General features: G+C 55.4%; 14 protein-coding genes. 11 read left to right on the top strand and 3 right to left on the bottom strand.

What is annotated here, in order from left to right:
* Window positions 1-4: 4 nt before the first annotated feature.
* Genes AAFN47_RS11175 through AAFN47_RS11160 form a run of 4 tightly spaced genes read left to right on the top strand, consistent with a single transcriptional unit; the run spans window position 5 to window position 3,811 of the window.
* The gene (locus AAFN47_RS11175) at window positions 5-757 is read left to right on the top strand and encodes an SDR family NAD(P)-dependent oxidoreductase (protein WP_499809309.1); all 753 of its coding nucleotides are present in this window, start codon (window positions 5-7) and stop codon (window positions 755-757) included.
* Window positions 754-1,926, top strand: a complete 1,173-nt coding sequence (locus tag AAFN47_RS11170) for a mandelate racemase/muconate lactonizing enzyme family protein (protein WP_499809308.1) — start codon at window positions 754-756, stop codon at window positions 1,924-1,926. Before AAFN47_RS11175 ends, AAFN47_RS11170 begins: the two co-directional genes overlap by 4 nt.
* A 3-nt stretch (window positions 1,927-1,929) precedes the next feature.
* Window positions 1,930-2,865: an amidohydrolase family protein gene (locus AAFN47_RS11165; RefSeq protein ID WP_499809307.1), complete on the top strand. Its 936-nt coding sequence runs from the start codon at window positions 1,930-1,932 to the stop codon at window positions 2,863-2,865.
* A 4-nt stretch (window positions 2,866-2,869) separates the two neighbouring features.
* Window positions 2,870-3,811 (top strand): nucleoside hydrolase, encoded by a 942-nt coding sequence (locus AAFN47_RS11160; protein ID WP_499809306.1) that lies wholly within the window; start codon window positions 2,870-2,872, stop codon window positions 3,809-3,811.
* A 28-nt stretch (window positions 3,812-3,839) separates the two neighbouring features.
* Here AAFN47_RS11160 and AAFN47_RS11155 read toward each other — a convergent pair whose 3' ends face one another.
* The 3 genes from AAFN47_RS11155 to AAFN47_RS11145 all read right to left on the bottom strand — a co-directional run bounded on the left by AAFN47_RS11155 (window position 3,840) and on the right by AAFN47_RS11145 (window position 8,055).
* Window positions 3,840-5,732 (bottom strand): TRAP transporter permease, encoded by a 1,893-nt coding sequence (locus AAFN47_RS11155; RefSeq protein ID WP_499809305.1) that lies wholly within the window; start codon window positions 5,730-5,732, stop codon window positions 3,840-3,842.
* A 181-nt stretch (window positions 5,733-5,913) separates the two neighbouring features.
* Complete coding sequence (locus AAFN47_RS11150) at window positions 5,914-6,912, bottom strand: TAXI family TRAP transporter solute-binding subunit (RefSeq protein ID WP_499809304.1); 999 nt, start codon at window positions 6,910-6,912, stop codon at window positions 5,914-5,916.
* Between the two features lie 144 nt (window positions 6,913-7,056).
* A complete protein-coding gene (locus AAFN47_RS11145; protein WP_499809303.1) occupies window positions 7,057-8,055 on the bottom strand; it encodes a LysR family transcriptional regulator in 999 nt (332 codons plus the stop codon).
* Between the two features lie 41 nt (window positions 8,056-8,096).
* On the opposite strand from AAFN47_RS11145, the gene AAFN47_RS11140 reads away from it, so the two are divergent.
* The 7 genes from AAFN47_RS11140 to AAFN47_RS11110 all read left to right on the top strand — a co-directional run bounded on the left by AAFN47_RS11140 (window position 8,097) and on the right by AAFN47_RS11110 (window position 18,173).
* On the top strand, window positions 8,097-9,797 hold the full coding sequence (locus AAFN47_RS11140) for a class I adenylate-forming enzyme family protein (protein ID WP_499809302.1): 1,701 nt from the start codon (window positions 8,097-8,099) through the stop codon (window positions 9,795-9,797).
* Window positions 9,797-11,848 (top strand): hydantoinase/oxoprolinase family protein, encoded by a 2,052-nt coding sequence (locus AAFN47_RS11135; RefSeq protein WP_499809301.1) that lies wholly within the window; start codon window positions 9,797-9,799, stop codon window positions 11,846-11,848. The genes AAFN47_RS11140 and AAFN47_RS11135 overlap by 1 nt, the downstream gene beginning before the upstream one ends.
* Window positions 11,845-13,422 carry a hydantoinase B/oxoprolinase family protein gene (locus tag AAFN47_RS11130; protein ID WP_499809300.1) on the top strand — a complete coding sequence of 526 codons (1,578 nt, stop codon included), beginning with the start codon at window positions 11,845-11,847 and terminating at the stop codon, window positions 13,420-13,422. Before AAFN47_RS11135 ends, AAFN47_RS11130 begins: the two co-directional genes overlap by 4 nt.
* Entirely contained in the window at window positions 13,419-14,270 is an 852-nt protein-coding gene (locus AAFN47_RS11125) for an amidohydrolase family protein (protein ID WP_499809299.1), read from the top strand. The genes AAFN47_RS11130 and AAFN47_RS11125 overlap by 4 nt, the downstream gene beginning before the upstream one ends.
* A gap of 862 nt (window positions 14,271-15,132) precedes the next feature.
* Window positions 15,133-16,155, top strand: coding sequence for a hypothetical protein (locus tag AAFN47_RS11120; protein ID WP_499809298.1), 1,023 nt, complete (start codon window positions 15,133-15,135; stop codon window positions 16,153-16,155).
* Window positions 16,156-16,287: 132 nt separating this feature from the next.
* Window positions 16,288-16,509 (top strand): helix-turn-helix transcriptional regulator, encoded by a 222-nt coding sequence (locus tag AAFN47_RS11115; protein ID WP_499809297.1) that lies wholly within the window; start codon window positions 16,288-16,290, stop codon window positions 16,507-16,509.
* Window positions 16,510-16,577: 68 nt separating this feature from the next.
* Window positions 16,578-18,173 (top strand): tyrosine-type recombinase/integrase, encoded by a 1,596-nt coding sequence (locus tag AAFN47_RS11110; RefSeq protein WP_499809296.1) that lies wholly within the window; start codon window positions 16,578-16,580, stop codon window positions 18,171-18,173.
* Window positions 18,174-18,488: the final 315 nt, after the last annotated feature.

Genomic DNA, 18,488 nt, shown 5'->3' with positions numbered 1-18,488 from the left:
AATAATGGCGACAAAGCGTTTTGACGGTCGAAAGGTATTGCTCACGGGTGGCGCGACAGGCGTCGGAAATGTGCTGATGAAAATGCTGATCGAGGAAGGTGGACGTGTCGTCGTCGGAGATATCGAGCCTTCCGTTGTCGAAATATCTTCAGCGGCAGGTGCGTTGGGAGTCGTATCAGACGTGTCGAATCCCGAGGGGACTCAAAAACTCTTTGCTGCAGCGGTGGATCATTTCGGCAACCCGGACATCCTGATCAGCAATGCGGGCTTCATCGTACCCAAACCAATTCTCGAGACCTCGAACGAGGAGTGGGACCGGGTCATGGGGATCAATGCGAAAGCCCTGTTCATGCTTTCCAGACTGGTCATTCCCGGAATGCTCGAAAAGGGATCGGGAGCAATCGTCGCCACGGCTTCGATATCAGGAATGGTTGGGCTTGCCTCTCAGGCGGCCTATTGCGCAGCAAAGGGTGCGATCGTCCAATTGGTAAAGCAACTCGCCGTCGAATACGCGGCGCAGAACATTCGCGTCAATGCGGTCGGTCCCGGTGCTATCGCTACACCCTTTCTCGATCGCTACATTGATGCACAGCCGGATCCTTCCGCCACTGCGGCAGCCGTGAAGGCGGCTCATCCGATGAATCGATGGGCCGAACCGGAGGAAGTCGCAAAGGCCATCGCCTATCTCGCCAGCGATGACGCGTCTTTCGTCAACGGACATGTGCTGATGGTCGATGGAGGATACGTCGCGCAATGACAATCCCTACCCTTGTACTGCGCGATGACCAGCCGCTGATCATCGAAAATGCTGAAGTCAGATTGCTTCGAATGCCGCCTGGAGTTCGATGGGAGGATGCGACACACCGCGTTCCGGCAATCGAGATCATTCTTCTCGAATTGACAGTCAACGGTCAACTAGCACGCGGCTTCAGCTATACGGTCGGTGTCGGTGGAACCGCCGTTCGCGCACTGCTCACAGACTACTGCAGATCCGAACTCATTGGACGCGATGCTCGTTTTGTCGTTGGAGCCTGGAAAAGTTTCCATCAGCATCTTCACCGGACCGGAATGGGAGCCATCACCACGCTTGCCCTCGCCACGATTGACGTGGCCTTGTGGGAAGTTCGCGCTCTTGCCTCAGGACGCCCGCTCTATCTGGAAGCGGGAGGCGGCTGCCAGGGGATCCCAGCCTATTCGAGTGGGATCGACCTGCATTTGTCTCCGGAAGAACTTCACAACGTCCAGAAGCAGAAGCACGACGAAGGTTACAGTTGGTTCAAGATAAAAGTGGGCCTTCCCCGTCTTTCCGATGACCTCGCAAGGGTCGCCGCGGCGAGAGAGGCGATCGGAAGCGATGCCCAGCTTGTGCTCGACGCCAATCAGGGTTGGGATCTGGCCGAGGCGATGCGACGCTGCCGCGCCTTCGAGAAATACGACGTGCGATGGATCGAGGAACCGCTGGCACCCGAAGATATCGAAGGTCACGCGACGCTCCGTCAGAAGACAATCATTCCTGTCGCCGTTGGCGAGAGCCTGTATGAGATCGAGAGTTTCAAAGCATATATCGCCGCTGAAGCCGTGGACATCATCCAGGCGGACATTGTCAGGGTGGGCGGATTGACGCCATGGTTCAGGATCGCCGATCTGGCGGCTGCCTGGAACCGGCCGGTCGCACCCCACTTTTTTGCGGAGTTATCCGTGCACGCCCTTTGCGCCGTCGACAACGGTCTGGTGCTGGAGAATGTCACAGGAGGGTCGCTGTTTGAACTCGGCGTGGCCGAAAAGCCAGTTACGATTGAAAAAGGGATTGCGACACCGAACGGTTTACCTGGTCACGGAGTAAGGTTCGACGAAGCGGCCTTACAGGGGTTCGAAGTGCCTCTTTTCGGATACAGTTTCACCGACATCAGAAGTCACAAGGATTGAGCGATGCCCGATCAGGTAGAACCGAACAGGTCCTGGCCGAAAGACCTGGAGATCGTCGATCCGCACCATCATTTCTGGGATCTCGAACAGAACAGCTACCCCTGGCTTCAGCAGGAGCCGCCTCCCACGCTTGTATGCGGAGACATTGGTCCGATCCGTTATACCTATCTGCCCAGGCATCTGAAAAGCGATTTCGCCGGTTTGCCCGTCACGAAAACAGTTCACATCGAGACTGGATGGAACCCTGACGACATCGTGGGAGAAACAGTCTGGCTTGAAGGACAGGCTGAAACCGCGGGATTGCCGTCCGCAATCATCGCCCATGTGTCCCTTGAAAATGACAATGCTGCGGAGTTACTCGATGCCCATATGGAAGCTTCCGACCGGCTTCGCGGCATACGTCAGATCCTTAACTGGCACTCCGATGACGTGTTGAGTTTCGGTGCACCAAGGGATCTTATGCAGTCTTCTTCCTGGCGCAGCGGTTTTGCGGCACTTGCAGATCGCAATCTGTCTTTTGATCTGCAAATTTATCCGCATCAGTTTGATGATGCGATCGAACTCAGAAAAGCCATCCCCGAGGTAAGATTAATTATCAACCATGGCGGCATGCCGGTGGACAGAACGCCGGAGGGTTTGCAGCTTTGGCGATCAGGACTGCGCAAGCTTGCAGAGCTAGACGATGTCTGGATCAAGATTTCAGGACTTGGAATGGTCGATCATCATTGGACGACGGACAGCATCGCGCCGATTGTCGGCGATATTCTGGAAATATTCGGAACCGGGAAAACGATGTTTGCCAGCAATTTTCCGGTAGACAGCCTCTATTCGTCCTATGCCACCGTGTGGTTCGCCTTCCTGGACCTGACGCAACGCCTCTCACCGCAGGAACGGCAGGCATTGTTCTCGCGAAATGCAGAAAAAGCTTACAGGATCTGACGCAATGCCACGCAAGGTCATCATCATCACAGATCCCGGACAGGATCAGGCGGTCGCCATATTAATGGCGCTCGCAGCGCCGGAGCATTTCGAGATTTTGGGGATAGTCACTTCCGCAGGTAATATCAGCCTGGACTTCACTCAGAAAAATGCCCGGAAACTGGTTGAGCTCGCCGGCAGGACGGATGTCCCGGTTTTTGCCGGGTGCCCGCGTCCGATTCACCGAAAGCTGGTTACGGCCGAACACGTACATGGCCCCACCGGATTGGACGGATCGGACCTTCCGGAACCGACTGTTCCTCTGCAGGAGGAGCACGGAGTGGATTTCATCATCAGGACACTTCGTCAATTGCCTGGCGGCTCCGTTACGATCTTTTCGGAATCACCACTCACGAATCTCGCTATGGCCCTCATCAAGGCGCCAGACATTGCCGAAAAGATTTCCGAGATCGTGATGATGGCCGGGGCCTATTTCGAAGTGGGTAATATTACGCCGAGCGCGGAGTTCAATATCTATGTTGACCCAAAAGCAGCCGACATTGTGCTGCGATCCGGGATCCAAATGGTGATGTTGCCGCTCGACGTCACTCACAAGCTGCTCTCGACGCCCGAACGCCTGGACCGCATCGCAAAACTCGGAAACAGGGCCGGCCGAACCGTTGCCGGCATGCTGTCATTTTCCGAAGATTTCGATCTGAACAAATATGGATGGGAAGGCGCACCTTTACACGGTCCGACCGTACCTGCCTATTTGATACGGCCCGAGATTTTCAGCGGACGCCAAGTAAACGTGACAGTCGAAACAGGCAGCGAACTTACACTTGGCATGACAGTCGTCGACTATTGGCAAATCACCGACCGCGAACGAAATGCTTTCTACGTTACCGAAGCTGACTCTGATGCATATTACGAGTTAATTTCAGAACTGATTGGACGACTGCCTTGAATCGACAGCCCATGACGTATCTATCATTTTACGGAGGATCCTTCGCTTGTTCTCGGCTAAACGAAAGCGAACTTCGGAAGTGAATCGTACAGAGAATGGCAAATAGTACGACTCCTACCATGTTAACCGACAAGGGCACGACACCGAGAAGAATCGCAGTCACAAAATACAAAACTCGTTGCCACTTACTAAGCCTGTTGTGCCAAAATCCTATCGTTCCGAGTGAAACGCAGAATAGTGCGGCTATTCCGCACACGAATTTTGCGGCAACCAACATCCAAGGACCTTCGCCAACCAATTCCGGATTGAACAGAAACATGAAGGGCACAACATATTTAGCCAAAGCGAACCAAGCGGCGTAGAAACCCGTGTAGTTCGGATCACTCCCGGCTATGCCAGCCGCCGTATAGGACACCACCGCAAGCGGCGGGGTGAGCAGCGCAGCCAGGCCATAATAGAAAACGAAAAGATGAGCGCCGATGACCGACAAGCCGGCATTGACAAGCGCCGGTGCGATCAATGTGGCAAGTATGATGTAGACCACGATGGTGGGAAGTCCCATCCCAAGTACAATGCTGACAAGCGCCGTAAGAACGGCAAGAAGGTAGATGTTGCCTCCCGCAATATCGAGCATGAGGGTGGACAGTTCAGCTCCCAGTCCGCTCTGCAGCACGACTCCCATGATGATGCCCGCTGCCCCACAGGCGACCACGACGATGACGATCGCACGTGTCAAAGACAGGACGCCGTGGAGAAAACGTGACGGCGTTATGCGAAGGGTTCTGAAAGGGAGTGTTATGATGAGGAGAGCTGCAGTGGCGTAGAACCCGGTCAGCATTGTCGGAAAATGCGTTACGAGCAGGTAGACTAGAAGAATGGTGGGTAACAGGACGACCGCCACCTTGTACCCGTCCTGCCTAGTCCACCTTTCTGCGGTGTCCAGCGGACGGATATTTTCTTTCAAAGCTGTCAGGTGAACGTTTGCGAATATGGCGGTGTAGAACAGGAAAGCGGGTATCAGGGCATGCCAGGCGATCTGGCCGTAGGTCGTGCCGGTGTAAGCGGCAATGACGAATACTGTCGCGCCCATGATGGGTGGCACGATCTGGCCGCCGGAAGACGCTGCGGCTTCGATCGATGCCGCGACATGCGGCTTGAAACCGGTCCGTTTCATCATGGGAATGGTGATCGAGCCAGTCATCACAACATTGGCCATCGAACTGCCGCTGATGGTGCCGAAGAGTGAGCTGCCGACAACGGCAGCCTTGGCAGGTCCTCCGTAGCTACGCCGGGTGAGCGCATTGGCGATCTGCATGAATATCGTTCCGGCGCCCAGCGCCTCGAGTGCAGCGCCATAGAGCATGAAGGCATAGATAGTGGTAGATGTGACCTGCAGGGCCGGCCCGAAGACCCCGTTGCTTCCGAGCAGTACGAGCTGGGTGAAGGAACTGACATCGAACGGCGTTCCCTGAACAGTACCGGTCAGGAGTTGGCCAAAGGCAGCGTAAGCCAGGGCAATCAGGCAGAGTACGACCATCGGAATGCCGATGTGGCGGCGAGCAGCCTCCAGAAAAGCGGCTCCGATTATAAGGCCCGCCAGAATATCGTAGCCATTTGCGAGAAAAAACTGCGTTCTCTGGAAATAGGCTTCGAAGCCGAAGAAGATATGTCCTGCCGCCACGATGACCGCGAACGCGATTACGACATCAATCGCTAATGCAAGGCGGCTGCCGGCTCCGGATGCAAGTTCAAAGACCGGCTTCTGCAGGAAGGCGCAGGGCAACAGCAGCATGATCACCATAGAAATTTGCTGGATGATTTCGAATATCCCAGCAAACACTGTGTAGGTCATCATCGCGAGCAGGATCGTTCCCAGCGCGGCAACCAAGGCTTTGCGTATAACGGGAACGGTCAAATCCATGGCGAGATTATCCTAAAAGGATGGCGCAGCCTGCAAAAGAACTGGTCGGCATTGTGGGGTCAGCGTTACGGAAGAACAGACACTCATGGCGAGAGATTGCGATAATGCGCCGGAAGTCCGGCAACTGACAGGCACACCGGGTGTGCCTGTCGCCGATATTTGCATGATCCGAGAAGACCGGTCAGTCGGCAACCCCGCTCGCCTTCAAGCGTGCGTCAAAGTCGGAAAGACCGGGAAAATCTTTCTCCGTGTAATATGCACGAGCGCCGTCGTGCAATGGCACCGGGAGGCCGTCCAACGCAGTCTCTTTCGTCGCGACCACGGCCGACGCCGGCATGCCGGATTTGAACTCCTCAAGATTCTCGAAATATCCGCCGACGATCTTTTCGGCCGCCTCGTCGTCGAGGTCGGTCGTCGTGACGATGATCGAATAGATGCCGAGCGTCGGGAATGCGTCTTCCACCGTCGGGTAGGCATTGGCAGGCATTTCCACCTGGGTTAGCCCCAGTTCAGACGGTATTTTGTCGTACAGATCATTCGGCACAGGAATGAAATACGTGTCACGGCTGTTCACCAGTTCCAGCATGCCCGGGACATCCAAAGCCATAGACCAGAATTCCGCATCCACCTGTCCACCGCGCAACTGTTCGGTTCCGGTGGCAAGGTTGACCTGGACGAGTTCCACGTCGGTTTCTGGATCGATACCGGCCGCCTTCAGGATCGCAACGGCCTGTTGGTACGAACTGCTGGCCGGAGATCCCACGGCGATGCGTTTGCCTTTCAGGTCCTTGATCGACTTGATGTCCGGATCGAGCGTAAAAATATGAAGATAACTGACGCTGTAGCTGAACAACGCGCGTACCTTGTCTTTGGTACCTGCAGCGGAGAAATTTCCCTCTCCCATCAGCGCGGACCGCGAAAGGTTGCTGGTGGTAAAGGCGAAGTCGAGCCTTCCCTGGCTGAGGGCGACAAGATTGAATGCGGCACACTCGGTCGGAACCGCGTTGATATCGAGACCTTCAACATTCTTGCTGATGACATTGGACATGAGGGTACCAGCCTGGTACCAGCCTCCTCCGGTACCGCAGGTGCCCATCGTCAGTGACTGGCTCTGTGCGTTGGCTGAATGCAGCATGCTGAATCCGAACACTGCCGCCAGTGTCATGATAAAACGTCTCATAAAGCTCTCCTCTGTCTTGATTTCGGGTCGACGCCCTTTGCTTTTCCAGAAAACAGAGTAGTGCCGCGTACGTGTCGTCGAAAATTATCATTTTCCGATGTTTTGATAGCGGTTCGTTATATGAAGAACCAAAATCTTGCGCCACTAGAATATGGCAAGACGCAGTTTCAGAGAGTTTGAATTGGCAATCTGCACGGCTCTCTCGCGGATCAGGCCGATCATGGTGGTTGCCAGTTCGGACTGCGGCCGGTGCAGCGGTCTCAGAAGATAGAAGTTGTAGGGGATGGGGATCGAAAAAGGACGCATGACGATCTCGCTCCATTCGGCGTAGGCTATGGCCGTGAAGGGATCCGTCAACGCGACACCGAGATTGCGCCGAACGAGCTCACACGCGCTCATAGACGAGTAGACCTCCAGGGTAGAACTGCCGATCCCTGTCGTACCGCCAAGTTGCCTTTCGAAGCGACCGCTGGTCTGCGTATCGCTGCAGAACCGGATAAACCGCGATCCTTCGAGATGCTCTGGTCGGATGACGTCCTGTGCCGCCATCGGATGGCTTCTGTGCAGCACGCAGACCGCATCGACGTCGAAAAGCAGATCGGAGGCTACGCGCGAATGCGTGACATCGAGCATTGTGACGCCCAGATCCGCTTCTCGGGTGGCAACCCACTCGAGGATCATCGCTTCGCTCTGAGCCCGCACCGCGATCTCGAGTTGCGGACTGTGCTCCAGCAGGCCTGCGACACAATCGGACAGGATGCCGTTGGAGAATGCCGAGATCGACACAACACAAAGCCGACCCCGCCGGAGCGACTTCAGGTCGACGGCAAGCCTCTCCAGATCGGTAACGCCTTCGAGCAGGTTGCGGGTCCTATCCGCGAGGATGCGGCCCTCGCCCGTCAGCACCAACCTCTTTTTCTCCCGCAAGAACAGGCTGATGCCAAGCTGGTCCTCGAGATTGGACAGCGTCCGGCTAAGGGCAGGTTGGGAGATGTTCAGCGACTCCGCAGCCTTGCTCAGGGTGCCGTAGTGCACGACGGCAGCCAATGTCTCCAGTTGCCTGATGGTAATGTGCGAGCGTTTATGCATCCAGATTATGAAGTTATCTAAATTTGATAATTCATCAACAGTAAATTCGCTCATACTTTCGCTCTGGGTAACCACGACCGGATCAAGAAGGTGATATGATCAGACAAGCCGAAACGACGGGCCCCGACGGGCTGACGGCAGCAGAACGCTGTCGAACAATCGAAGCAGAGCCCCTGCCTGCCTCGCTCAACGACCTGCTCGACCGAGCATCTGCAGAAGCCCCTGACGCGACGATCTGGAATTTTGTGGATGACGGAGTCACGCACACATATGCTGAGGCGCGCAGGATGGTCATGCAGATGGCGACCGCACTCCATAACTGGGGCGTTCGCAAGGGCGATGCCGTTGCGGTCATGCTGCCCAACTCAGTCGACTATCCGGTTTTGTGGTTGGCCCTAGCCCGTCTGGGCGCCGCGATCGTACCCGTCAACATTCGATACGAGCAGCGGGAGGTGGCGTTCGTCATCCGAAAGAGCAAGGCCTGCCGGTTTGTCGTTCATGACAACTGCGCAAAGGTGCTTACCGGAGAAACACAGGCGCTTCTTCCAAAAAACGGCGTCGCGGTTGCGGGCGGAAAACCGTCCTCTGCCGATTTCAAATCACTGGACGACATCTATGACACAGGCCGCGGCAAACACCCTCCGGCAGTCCATGTCACCGCCGACGATCTCGTCAATATACAGTTCACGTCCGGAACGACCGGATTCCCTAAGGGATGTGAACTCACTCACCGGTACTGGCTGATCAGCGGCAAGGTCAACGCCGCTCGGGACGGCAGAGTGTACCGCAAGATCTGGGCATCGACGCCCTTTACGTACATGGATCCGCACTGGTTGCTTCTGATGGCGATCTACCGTTGCGGCACGCTGTTCGTTGCTCAGCAACAGAGCGCGAGCCGGTTCATGGGCTGGATCCGCGAATATGGAATTGAGTTTTGTATCCTTCCTGCGCTCACACTCAAGCAGCCGCCAAATCCGCATGATGCGGACAACGCCTTGATCCGCGCCAATGTCTACGGCGTGACCCCCTACAATCGACAGCAGATCGAGAAGCGGTTCAATGTAACGGCGCGCGAAGCGTTCGGCATGACTGAGATTGGCAGCGGATTGTTTCTTCCAATTGAGGCGACCGACAAGGCCGATGCCGGGAGCTGCGGTCGCCCCGCACCCTTCCGGCGCGCCCGGATCGTGGACAAGGATGGTCTGGAGGTCGGTACCGGAGAGGTCGGTGAACTTCAGATCAGTGGCCAGGGCATTCTGCGCGGATATTTCGGAGATCCCGAGGCGACCCGCGAAGCATTCGACGACGAATGGTTCCGCACGGGAGACTTATTTTGGCGCGACGAAGATGGTTTTTACTACATCGTTGGCCGGATAAAGGATTCCATCAGGCGGTCGGGTGAAAACATATCCGCCCGCGAGGTGGAAGCCGTCGTGCGGGAACTCGACTGTGTCTACGAAGTCGCAGCGATACCGGTGCCTTCGGGGGATCGCGGCGAAGAACTGAAAATCTGTGTAGTACCCGTGACGGGAGCGTCGGATCGCGACGTGATGGCTGACAAGATCATCGATCACACCTCCCGGAATCTGGCCGTCTTCAAGAGGCCCAGATTCATTTCCATTATCGACGAGTTTCCCCTGACACCCTCTGGCAAGGTAGCAAAGCAGATGCTGAAGGATGCAGATTGGATCTCGAACATTCCCTCCTATGACTGCGAGACGGGAACTTGGAGCGATGCCGAACGGGCATCGTTTCACGATACGGTCGCTGGAGATAAGGCTGGAAGGGTCACCTGATGAAGATTGGAATCGAAATCGGCGGCACCTTTACTGATTTGATTCTTGCGGAAGCGGGCCGCGATGCCGTCGAAATCAAGGTGCCCTCGACGCGCGATGACCCCTCCGTCGGAGCGATCGACGGCGTCAGACAATTGCTCGAAAAAGCCGATCGCCGGATGGAGGACGTCACCGAGATACTCCACGGATCGACCGTTGCCACCAATGCCCTTATCGAGCGCAAGGGCGCCCGGACCGGTCTCATCACCACCGCCGGCTTCGAGGATGTCCTGCTTATCGCGAGGCAGGACAAAACCAATATCTACGACCCGTTCTACCGGCGACCGGAGTCCCTGGTACCGCGCGATAGCATTCGCGGCGTTCAGGAGCGGGTCGACGCGACCGGCAGGGAATTGATCGCCCTGTGCGAAAACGATCTACTGGCCAAGACTGCCGATCTGGTGGACGGTGCAGCGATCACCTCCCTGGCAATTGCTTTCCTTCATTCCTATCGCAGTCCAGAACACGAGCGCCGCGCGCGCGATATCATCGCCGAGACCTATCCGGACCTCGATATTTCCATTTCCTCAGATACTGCACCTGAATTTCGCGAGTTCGAGCGCACTGCGACAACAGTCGTTAATGCCTATGTCCGTCCGCTGGTACGGAGATATATCATCAATCTCGTCGAGCAGCTGCGCATCCTCGGATTTCGGCACCGGCTCATGATCATGCAATCAAATGGCGGCATCCTTCCTGCCGAGGCAGCAGCGTTGCAGCCTGTAAGGATGATCCTTTCAGGCCCGGCTGCAGGCGTTACGGGGGCGATTTCAGTCGTAGACGGACGCGACAGCTCGAGCGTCATCACCATGGACGTCGGCGGCACGTCCTGCGATGCATCGATCATTACCGAAGCATCCCCCGAGATGGTCTCGAAGGGGCTCTCCGAATACCGTATCGATGGAAATCCGATCAATATCCGGATGCTCGACATATCCACTATCGGCGCAGGCGGCGGATCGATTGTTCACGTCGACGCTGGCCGGATGCTACGTGTCGGGCCGCAGAGCGCCGGTTCCGATCCGGGTCCGGCCTGTTACGGACGCGGCGGAGACCATTTTACTGTGACCGACGCACTCTTGCTGTACGGTCTCATCGATCCGGAACGCTTCGGCGGCGGCCAGGTGGTCATCAACCCCGATCTGGCGATGGAAGCGGCAGCCCCGTTGTGCCGCCAGCTCGAGATGACACCGCTCCAGCTGGCCCAGAGCGTGTACACGATCACCGTCTCCAATATTGCGCAGCAAATCAGGCGCATCACGGTTGAAAGAGGCCGCGACCCGATGCAGTACGCAATCATGCCTTATGGAGGCGGGGGCTCCCTGTTTGCAGCACCGGTTGCGCAAGAAATCGGTACGAACCGTGTCATCATACCGCGTTTGCCGGGGATTTTCTCCAGCTTCGGTCTTACAGTGGCACCCATGCGGCTCGATGCGATCAAAGCCGTTCCCGGTACTGCTCTCAAGACACTCGATCACGCAACACTGAACCGGGAATTCGAAGTGCTTGAGGAGGAGTTGTCCCACCGGTACAATGAGATGGGGATCGACCTGACCAATGTCAGTTTCACCCGGTTTGGCGATGCACGCTATGTCGGCCAAGGGTTCGAACTGACTGTGGAACTGCCGCCCTCGCCGGATCTTTTGGAAACCCTGACCGAAAACTTCCACGCAGTGCATACCGACCGATACGGACACGCGTTTAGAAGCCAGGCCATCGAACTTGTAAACTACCGCGTCGATGCGATCCTGAATATCAAGCGGTCGCGGCAGCAAACATACACCACGCACGGTGAATTTTTATCGAGGTCCTCTGAACCCCCGGTTCCAGGTGGCCCGGTTCTCACTACCTACGAGCGCGCATCCGTTCCCTCGGGGGTGCGTTTGGCGGGACCGGCGCTCATTCACGAACCGGCATCGGCGATATTCGTGCCGGCCGACTGGCAAGTTTTTGCCGACGAGAATGGTGTGTTGGAACTGACGCGGTCAGAACCGGGAAGACATGAGCAATGACAACTGACAGCACGACCCTGGCGATTGCCAACAACCTTTTTGAATCCGTCGCGAACGAGATGGGTACGGTGATGCTCCTCTCCGCCTACTCGTCGATCGCCCGCGAAGCCAAGGATACGTCGACGTGCATCCTCGATCCCCAGGGACGGGTAGTCTCTCAATCGATCATGATCCCGATGCACATGAACTCTCTGGCAATGGCCGTACGGGGATGGCAGGAATCTTTTGATTTTGCCGACAGTGCTGAAGACGACATCTACGTCATGAATCATCCGTACCATTACGGACAGCATCTCAATGACATTATCCTTTTGATGCCGATCTTCCACGAGGGGCGGCTTTGCGGCTTCTCGGGAAGCATATCGCATCATGTCGACATAGGCGGTGGCGCTGTGATGAACGCTCATGCCTCGCAGCTTTACCAAGAGGGGCTCATACTGCCGCCGCTGCGCGTCAAACAGGATATGGTCTTCGACGGCGGTCCGATCGAGAAGATAATCGCCGCGAATGTCCGCGTCCCGTCTCTGGTTATCGGGGATTTCCGGGCCCAGTTCTTTGCATGCCGGCGTGGCAGGACCCTGCTCCAGGGCATGACCGGACGCTATGGCGTCGATACGGTCATCCAGTGGATGGCCGACCTTCAGGATTACGCGGAACGGACCATGAGAAGCGCAATTCGCAACATCCCGGATGGCGTCTACGATGCCGAGGACTTCTGCGATCCCCTTTTACCGAATGCAGCGCCTCCGAGGATCCATGTCAGGATCACTATCGCCGGCGACGCGGCAGAGATCGATCTCAGCGGCAGCAGCGACCAGATCGCCGGACCGATAAACTCGCCCATTGCTTCAACTCACTCGGCGGTCTATACGCTCTTCGTTTCCCTGGTAGACGTCGAGGCGATGGTCAATGACGGAAGCTACCGGCCGATAGAGGTCACGACCCGGCGAGGCTCGGTCTGCGATCCCGAATACCCCATTGCCGTTCGCAACCGCATGACGACGTCTTACCGCATCTACAGCGCCAGTCGGAAAGCTCTGGCCGAGGTGGTCCCCGACCGGGTCGCTGCAGCCGGTCATGATGCGACGACTTCCGTTGTATTCACCCAGAACCATCGCGGAAAGCGACACGTTTTTCAGGAAGTGATCGGCGGAGGTCTCGGTGCTTCCGTCAAAGGAAACGGATGCGACGGGATCGCTCAGCCGCTTTCCAACACTGGCAACACGCCGGTGGAAGTCACCGAGAACGAAACCGACTTTCTGCGAATTCGATCCTACGAACTCATAACGGATTCCGGAGGTGAAGGACTGTATCGGGGCGGGATGGGAATCAGGAAGGTCTTCGAGGTCACGGGAGAAGGCGTCAGCTTTTCCTCTACCGGAGATCGTTGCACATATCCCCCACAAGGAATGAACGGTGGCGGCCCCGGTCGTGCCGCCTCGGTCACGCTGGAACGCGAGGGATCGACCGTCAATCTCGGCGCACACAATACCCGCGAAGCGATCCCGGGCGACGTATACGGCATTGAAACCTGCGGCGGTGGCGGCTGGGGACAATTGGAGAACGAGCAATGAGGATCGACTATTCCAGCCGCCCGCCGATACCCGAGATGAACCCGAATTTGGGCCATCTCGACAATTATCGCCGCGTCTATTCCGCAAGCGAGAAGCAAGTTTCCAGCGAAAAGGGAGACGATGCCCTGGCCGATTATCTCGCGGCATATGACCGGCTGGGGATCGACCGCGTCGTCATCAAGGCGCGGGACGTCGAAACGACATTCGGCTTCAAGCTCAGTAATGAGGTAGTCGCTGCGTTCTGTCAGCAACATGGGCCGAGGTTTGTCGGATTCGCAGGAGTGGACCCACACAAGGGAATGTCAGCCCTCAGGGAGCTGGAGCATGCAGTCAAGGAACTGGGGCTTATCGGCCTGAACCTGCAGTGTTTCGAACATCGGCTCCCTATCAATGACAAGAAGATGTACCCTCTTTATGCGAAGTGCATCGAGCTCGATATCCCGGTCAACATTCATACCGGCACCAATTTTTCAATCAAATCGCTTATGGAATACGGTCGGCCCGCACTCCTGGACGAAGTGATGGTGGATTTCCCCGAACTGAAGGTCTGCGCCTCACCCGTCGGCTGGCCCTGGGTGCAGGAACTGCTGGCTGTCGCTTGGCGACACAAGAACGTCATGATTGGAATCGTTGCTCTTCGGCCCAAATACCTGAAAGTCCCAGACAACGGATACGAGTCTATTCTGCGATACGGCAGGAGTGTTCTGAAACAACAGATCATGGTCGGCACTTCTTATCCGATGATGCCGATTGAGCGCTCAATTGACGAGTTCTCGGAACTCACCATGAGTGAGGACATCCGCAAACTGTGGATGGGGGAAAACGCGCGCCGGTTCTTGAAAATCTGATTGATCGTTTTATTACAACAATCTGTCACTGCCGACAGACTGACCTTGTAGAGAAGGACGTTTCCGAGATCCCCCGCTTTCAGCGGAAATCAGCGGTCTTTACCTCGTCTCCAGCTCCCTCAGGAAACCGAGAGTTTGTTCTGCCGCTAACCATGAATGCAGAATTTGTTCGTCTCGACGGTGATGTGCCACCGAAATCTATACTCCCGCCGACGGTGCATTCAGTGAAACTTCAAGAGAATTCTCGGGGCCGGCAACATCGGATTGCCTTGAGGCAGTCCTTTCCAATCTGTTTCAGTCGCGTTTGGCCTTTTTTCCACGGTGTAAGCAACAGAGGTTCGGAGAAATTGCGGCCTACCTGCTGCTCACTTTTAGCTCTGGCATCCTCTGTTTATGGGACAGCTCCACCGGCAAACAGGCGAAATTGCGCGAGCATGCACCAAAAGAGACGCCGCCGTATGAAACAGTGCATCAGTTGCTATCTTGGCCGGTGTTCACGAACACGAGACGCATTGTCCACAAGAGAACGGAACCGGAGCATAACGTCGCTGGCAGCAAACGGGCCAAACAGAGATTCAAAATAGTTACTTCAGACCCGGTTTTTACCCTCCTAGAAGATTGAATTATACTCGCTCAATGATGCTCTATCTCTCGATTTACCTTGAATAAGCTATCTCACTTTGAGGTCAATCTTGGCACACGTGGACCAGCCACAGTCTCCCAACGATTGACCCTTACTCGCGAAGAACAACACCTATATGCCTCAACATGGAAGCTGGTGTTTGATTGCGGATACCGACAACAATATTTCAGCGTTGTCAAAGAACTCTCGTCTGGCAATTTCCAAAATAGGTGCACAAAAATGCCACACGAACAACTCAGCGAAAATGTACGACCAATCATCGAACGATTAATCGAGCTCCTTGAAACTTCGAGGCCGGATGGTGGTTCGGAGACCGAAGCTGGCAAGCTGGAGAAAGCGGGAGAAGCCATTGATCTACTGTGGACCCTAGCCGATCAGTTAACCGGCTGGGCCGAGGCTCACCTCACTGGTCACTCAATGGTCTTCACGATGCCTGAACTGGCAAAATTTCTCGAAAAGAGGATGAAGATCAAATTCGGACCGGATTCACATGCGCTGGAACACATCGGCAATCTATTTCAGTGGGAACCTGAACTGTATCATTCCGGGGACACACACCGGTTCTCGTCGGGCGATGACCCAGAATTGAAGGCGGACAAGGGATTGGAATTGCTCGATTCATACCAGCAGGCGCTGAACGCCTATACAGCACGTCATGTTAAGAAGACACGGAAAGGCGTCGTCGAGAAGCCGGATCTCGTCAGCACTGTTGCTTTTCGTGCTCTGGTAAACAGCATGCTAGGTCAGCGTCAGGGCAGCAGAAATTTCTGGCGCCATGAATTGCAGCAAGCACTCAGAAAATTCGAAGACGGCGAGATTGATCCGATCTTTCAACCCGAGAGGAAAGGTCGCTGGGGACAGCCGTATTCACTCAAGGAATGGAAACTCCAGGCAGTACGCCAGGTTGTTTTCCGGGTCGGCAATGGGATGAAAAAATACGAAGCGCTAGAGGAGGTGGCGGATGCGCTGCATCTGAAAAGCGATGAAACTCTCAAAACTTGGGAGAAGAAGCTACGCAAAGACACAGAGATCTCCGAAGATCTGACCTACTGCCGGCTGGCCGGAAAATACGACAGCGACCAGAACACGGAAGGCTATACTATGTCCATCAGCCCCAGCGAGCTCTCCAATCTGGCAGATGAATACGACCTGCATCGAATCGAATTTCTGGGGGCAATAATCAAGGGGACTTCACTCGAAACAATACGGCTGAACATACGCGCCTTTCAAACAAAGCTCTGATTTTAATTATATTTTTCAACTGTTTTTTCAGGTCAGAACTTTACCCCAATACTCACCGCGACTTTCGCAAGTTGATTCCTCACCATTCCCCCCGTTGCCGGAATCGTCCGGTGAAAGAAAGGGAATGTATCAGTGAATACTCAGCGGCCCAGCAACGTACCCAGTCTCTCGATCAGAAGCCCAAGACAGGCCGCCGATTATCTCGGTCTGAGCGTGAGCACATTGGCCAAGATGCGTGTCTACGGGCGGGGACCGCCCTTCGTGAAACTCGGCCGCCGGGTCGGCTACACGGATCCGGACCTCGACGAGTGGCTAGCGGCCAATCGTTTTCAATCGACATCCGAATACAAATGAAATCCAGAAATGAGGGTCCTTTGATGACCAGGAAAAACAAGCGCCGGTTTGACTACCGGCGCATCAGAGTGACGAAGAGCTACACGATCCCGGAAGCGGCGCAGGCTCTCGACCGAACCGAAGACACGATCCGAGAGTGGATCGCGGCCGGCCTTCCACTGATGGACGACAAGGAGCCACCCATGATTCTTGGCCACGAACTTAAAAAAATCCTTCGCGAAAAGTGGGAAGGAAGAAGACAAAAATGCGGCCCGTTCGAGTTCTATTGCTGCGGATGCCAGAAACCGCAGTTGCCCGAACTGGCATCACTCCTGGTTGAAAGCCGTAAAGAAGGCACATTCAACGCAAAGGCGCGCTGCGCGGTCTGCGGAACGGCTGTCAACCGTACCCTGCCGGCTGAGGACGCTGGAAACTTCTCGAAGCGTTTGGACGCCTTCCTGTCCAAGAAACATGGATTCATTGAATCTTGTAGTTCGAGCAGTAATGACGACGAATCGGATGCGCCACAGGAGTCTGCAAACCGGCTAGAAAACCAGCCCGGAAAGCGCATCGTCAGGAAGCCAATCCTTCCGCGTAATCCCTTCAATGAAAGGTTGAAACGGGATTTCTTCGAAGATCTGGTTGAGGCACATCGACAATCTGAACGTTCAATCCGCAAATACGAAATTGCAATCCTGCTGTTCGAGAACTTCACGAAGTTTCGAAATCTTGGATGTTTGACCAAAGACATCGCCATTGCCTACAAACGATATCTTCTCGGATCCGGACTTTCCTTGCCCGTAATCAAGGCCAATCTCTCGATCGTTCGACGATTGAATGAATGGCTCTCGGATCATGACGAGTATGCGAAGTTGGTCTGCCGGAAGGACACCACCTACTTCAATCTGACGGAAAAGCAGTGTCGCATGGCCAGGCCGGTGGAACGGTTCATCAAGACACCGGCCCTTGAGGAAATCGATCGCGCCCTTGCGGCCATGCCTCACTCGTCCCTGACGGAACGGCGAAACCGGGCCATGATGGCACTGCTGGCGCTCACGGCCATCAGGGTCGGTGCCCTCGCGACATTGAGGCTTGAGCATGTCGATCTGGAAGAATCGTCGGTTTACCAGCCGGGAGCAGAAGTCGACACCAAGTTCTCGAAGTCCATCACCAGTATCATCCTGCCGCTTAACTCGAAATGGATCGGATACCTGAGTGACTATGTGCAGGAGCTTCGCGATCTGGGCTTCAGTAACCGGGACCCCCTGTTTCCGCGAACACATTTCGTGGCTGGCGAGGGTGCCGCGTTCGGAGAACGCGAGGTCTTGAAAGAGTTTCTTGCCGATGCCCAGATCGTTACCAGACTCGTACCCAAGTGCTTTGAGCGCGTGGGATTGCCGCCGTATACGCCACATGTGTTCCGGCATGTCCACGGAAAACTGGCGTATGACGAACAGTCCAGCATGGCAGTGACCAAGGCCTTGAGCCTCAACCTCGGCCACGGGAACGTCAAAACGACGGAGGGTTACTCCACCATGGACCTGGAAAAGAGACGTCGTATTCTCACAGAGTTCGGTACGAAATTTTCCTCGCCACCAGGCGGTGATCAGGAGACTCTTTCTGCAATTGAGACAGGCGCTCTGATGGAAGAACTGTTGCGGCGCGCAAAAAAACGAAGGGATTGAAAACGCTCATTCTCGTGGATTCCTGTCTTGTGCATGACAGGAATCCACCGAGTCTGTCTTTCTGGGTGACGCCACAACAAATCGGAAAACGCCAGATTACTTTGTCTGAAGCTGCTTGATCAGGCTTTCAGCATTATTGCTCAGTTTGGCATCTTCGAGAGGTGTATCGCCTCTTCCGGCCGATTTTGATGGAAAAGGCTTAGTTGATTTAGCTTCTGGTGGCTTGCCGAACAGCATCGGGTTCGGTTGTCACGCTGGCTGCGGGATCAGCTTTGCGAGCTTGCGAAGATTTTGGGCTGTTGCGGCGAGGTGGAA

It is taken from the genome of Hoeflea sp. CAU 1731, assembly GCF_039888615.1.
Lineage (GTDB): Bacteria > Pseudomonadota > Alphaproteobacteria > Rhizobiales > Rhizobiaceae > Flavimaribacter.
Note: the sequence above shows the minus strand (reverse complement) of the source record. Positions and strands in the feature narration are given on the sequence as shown.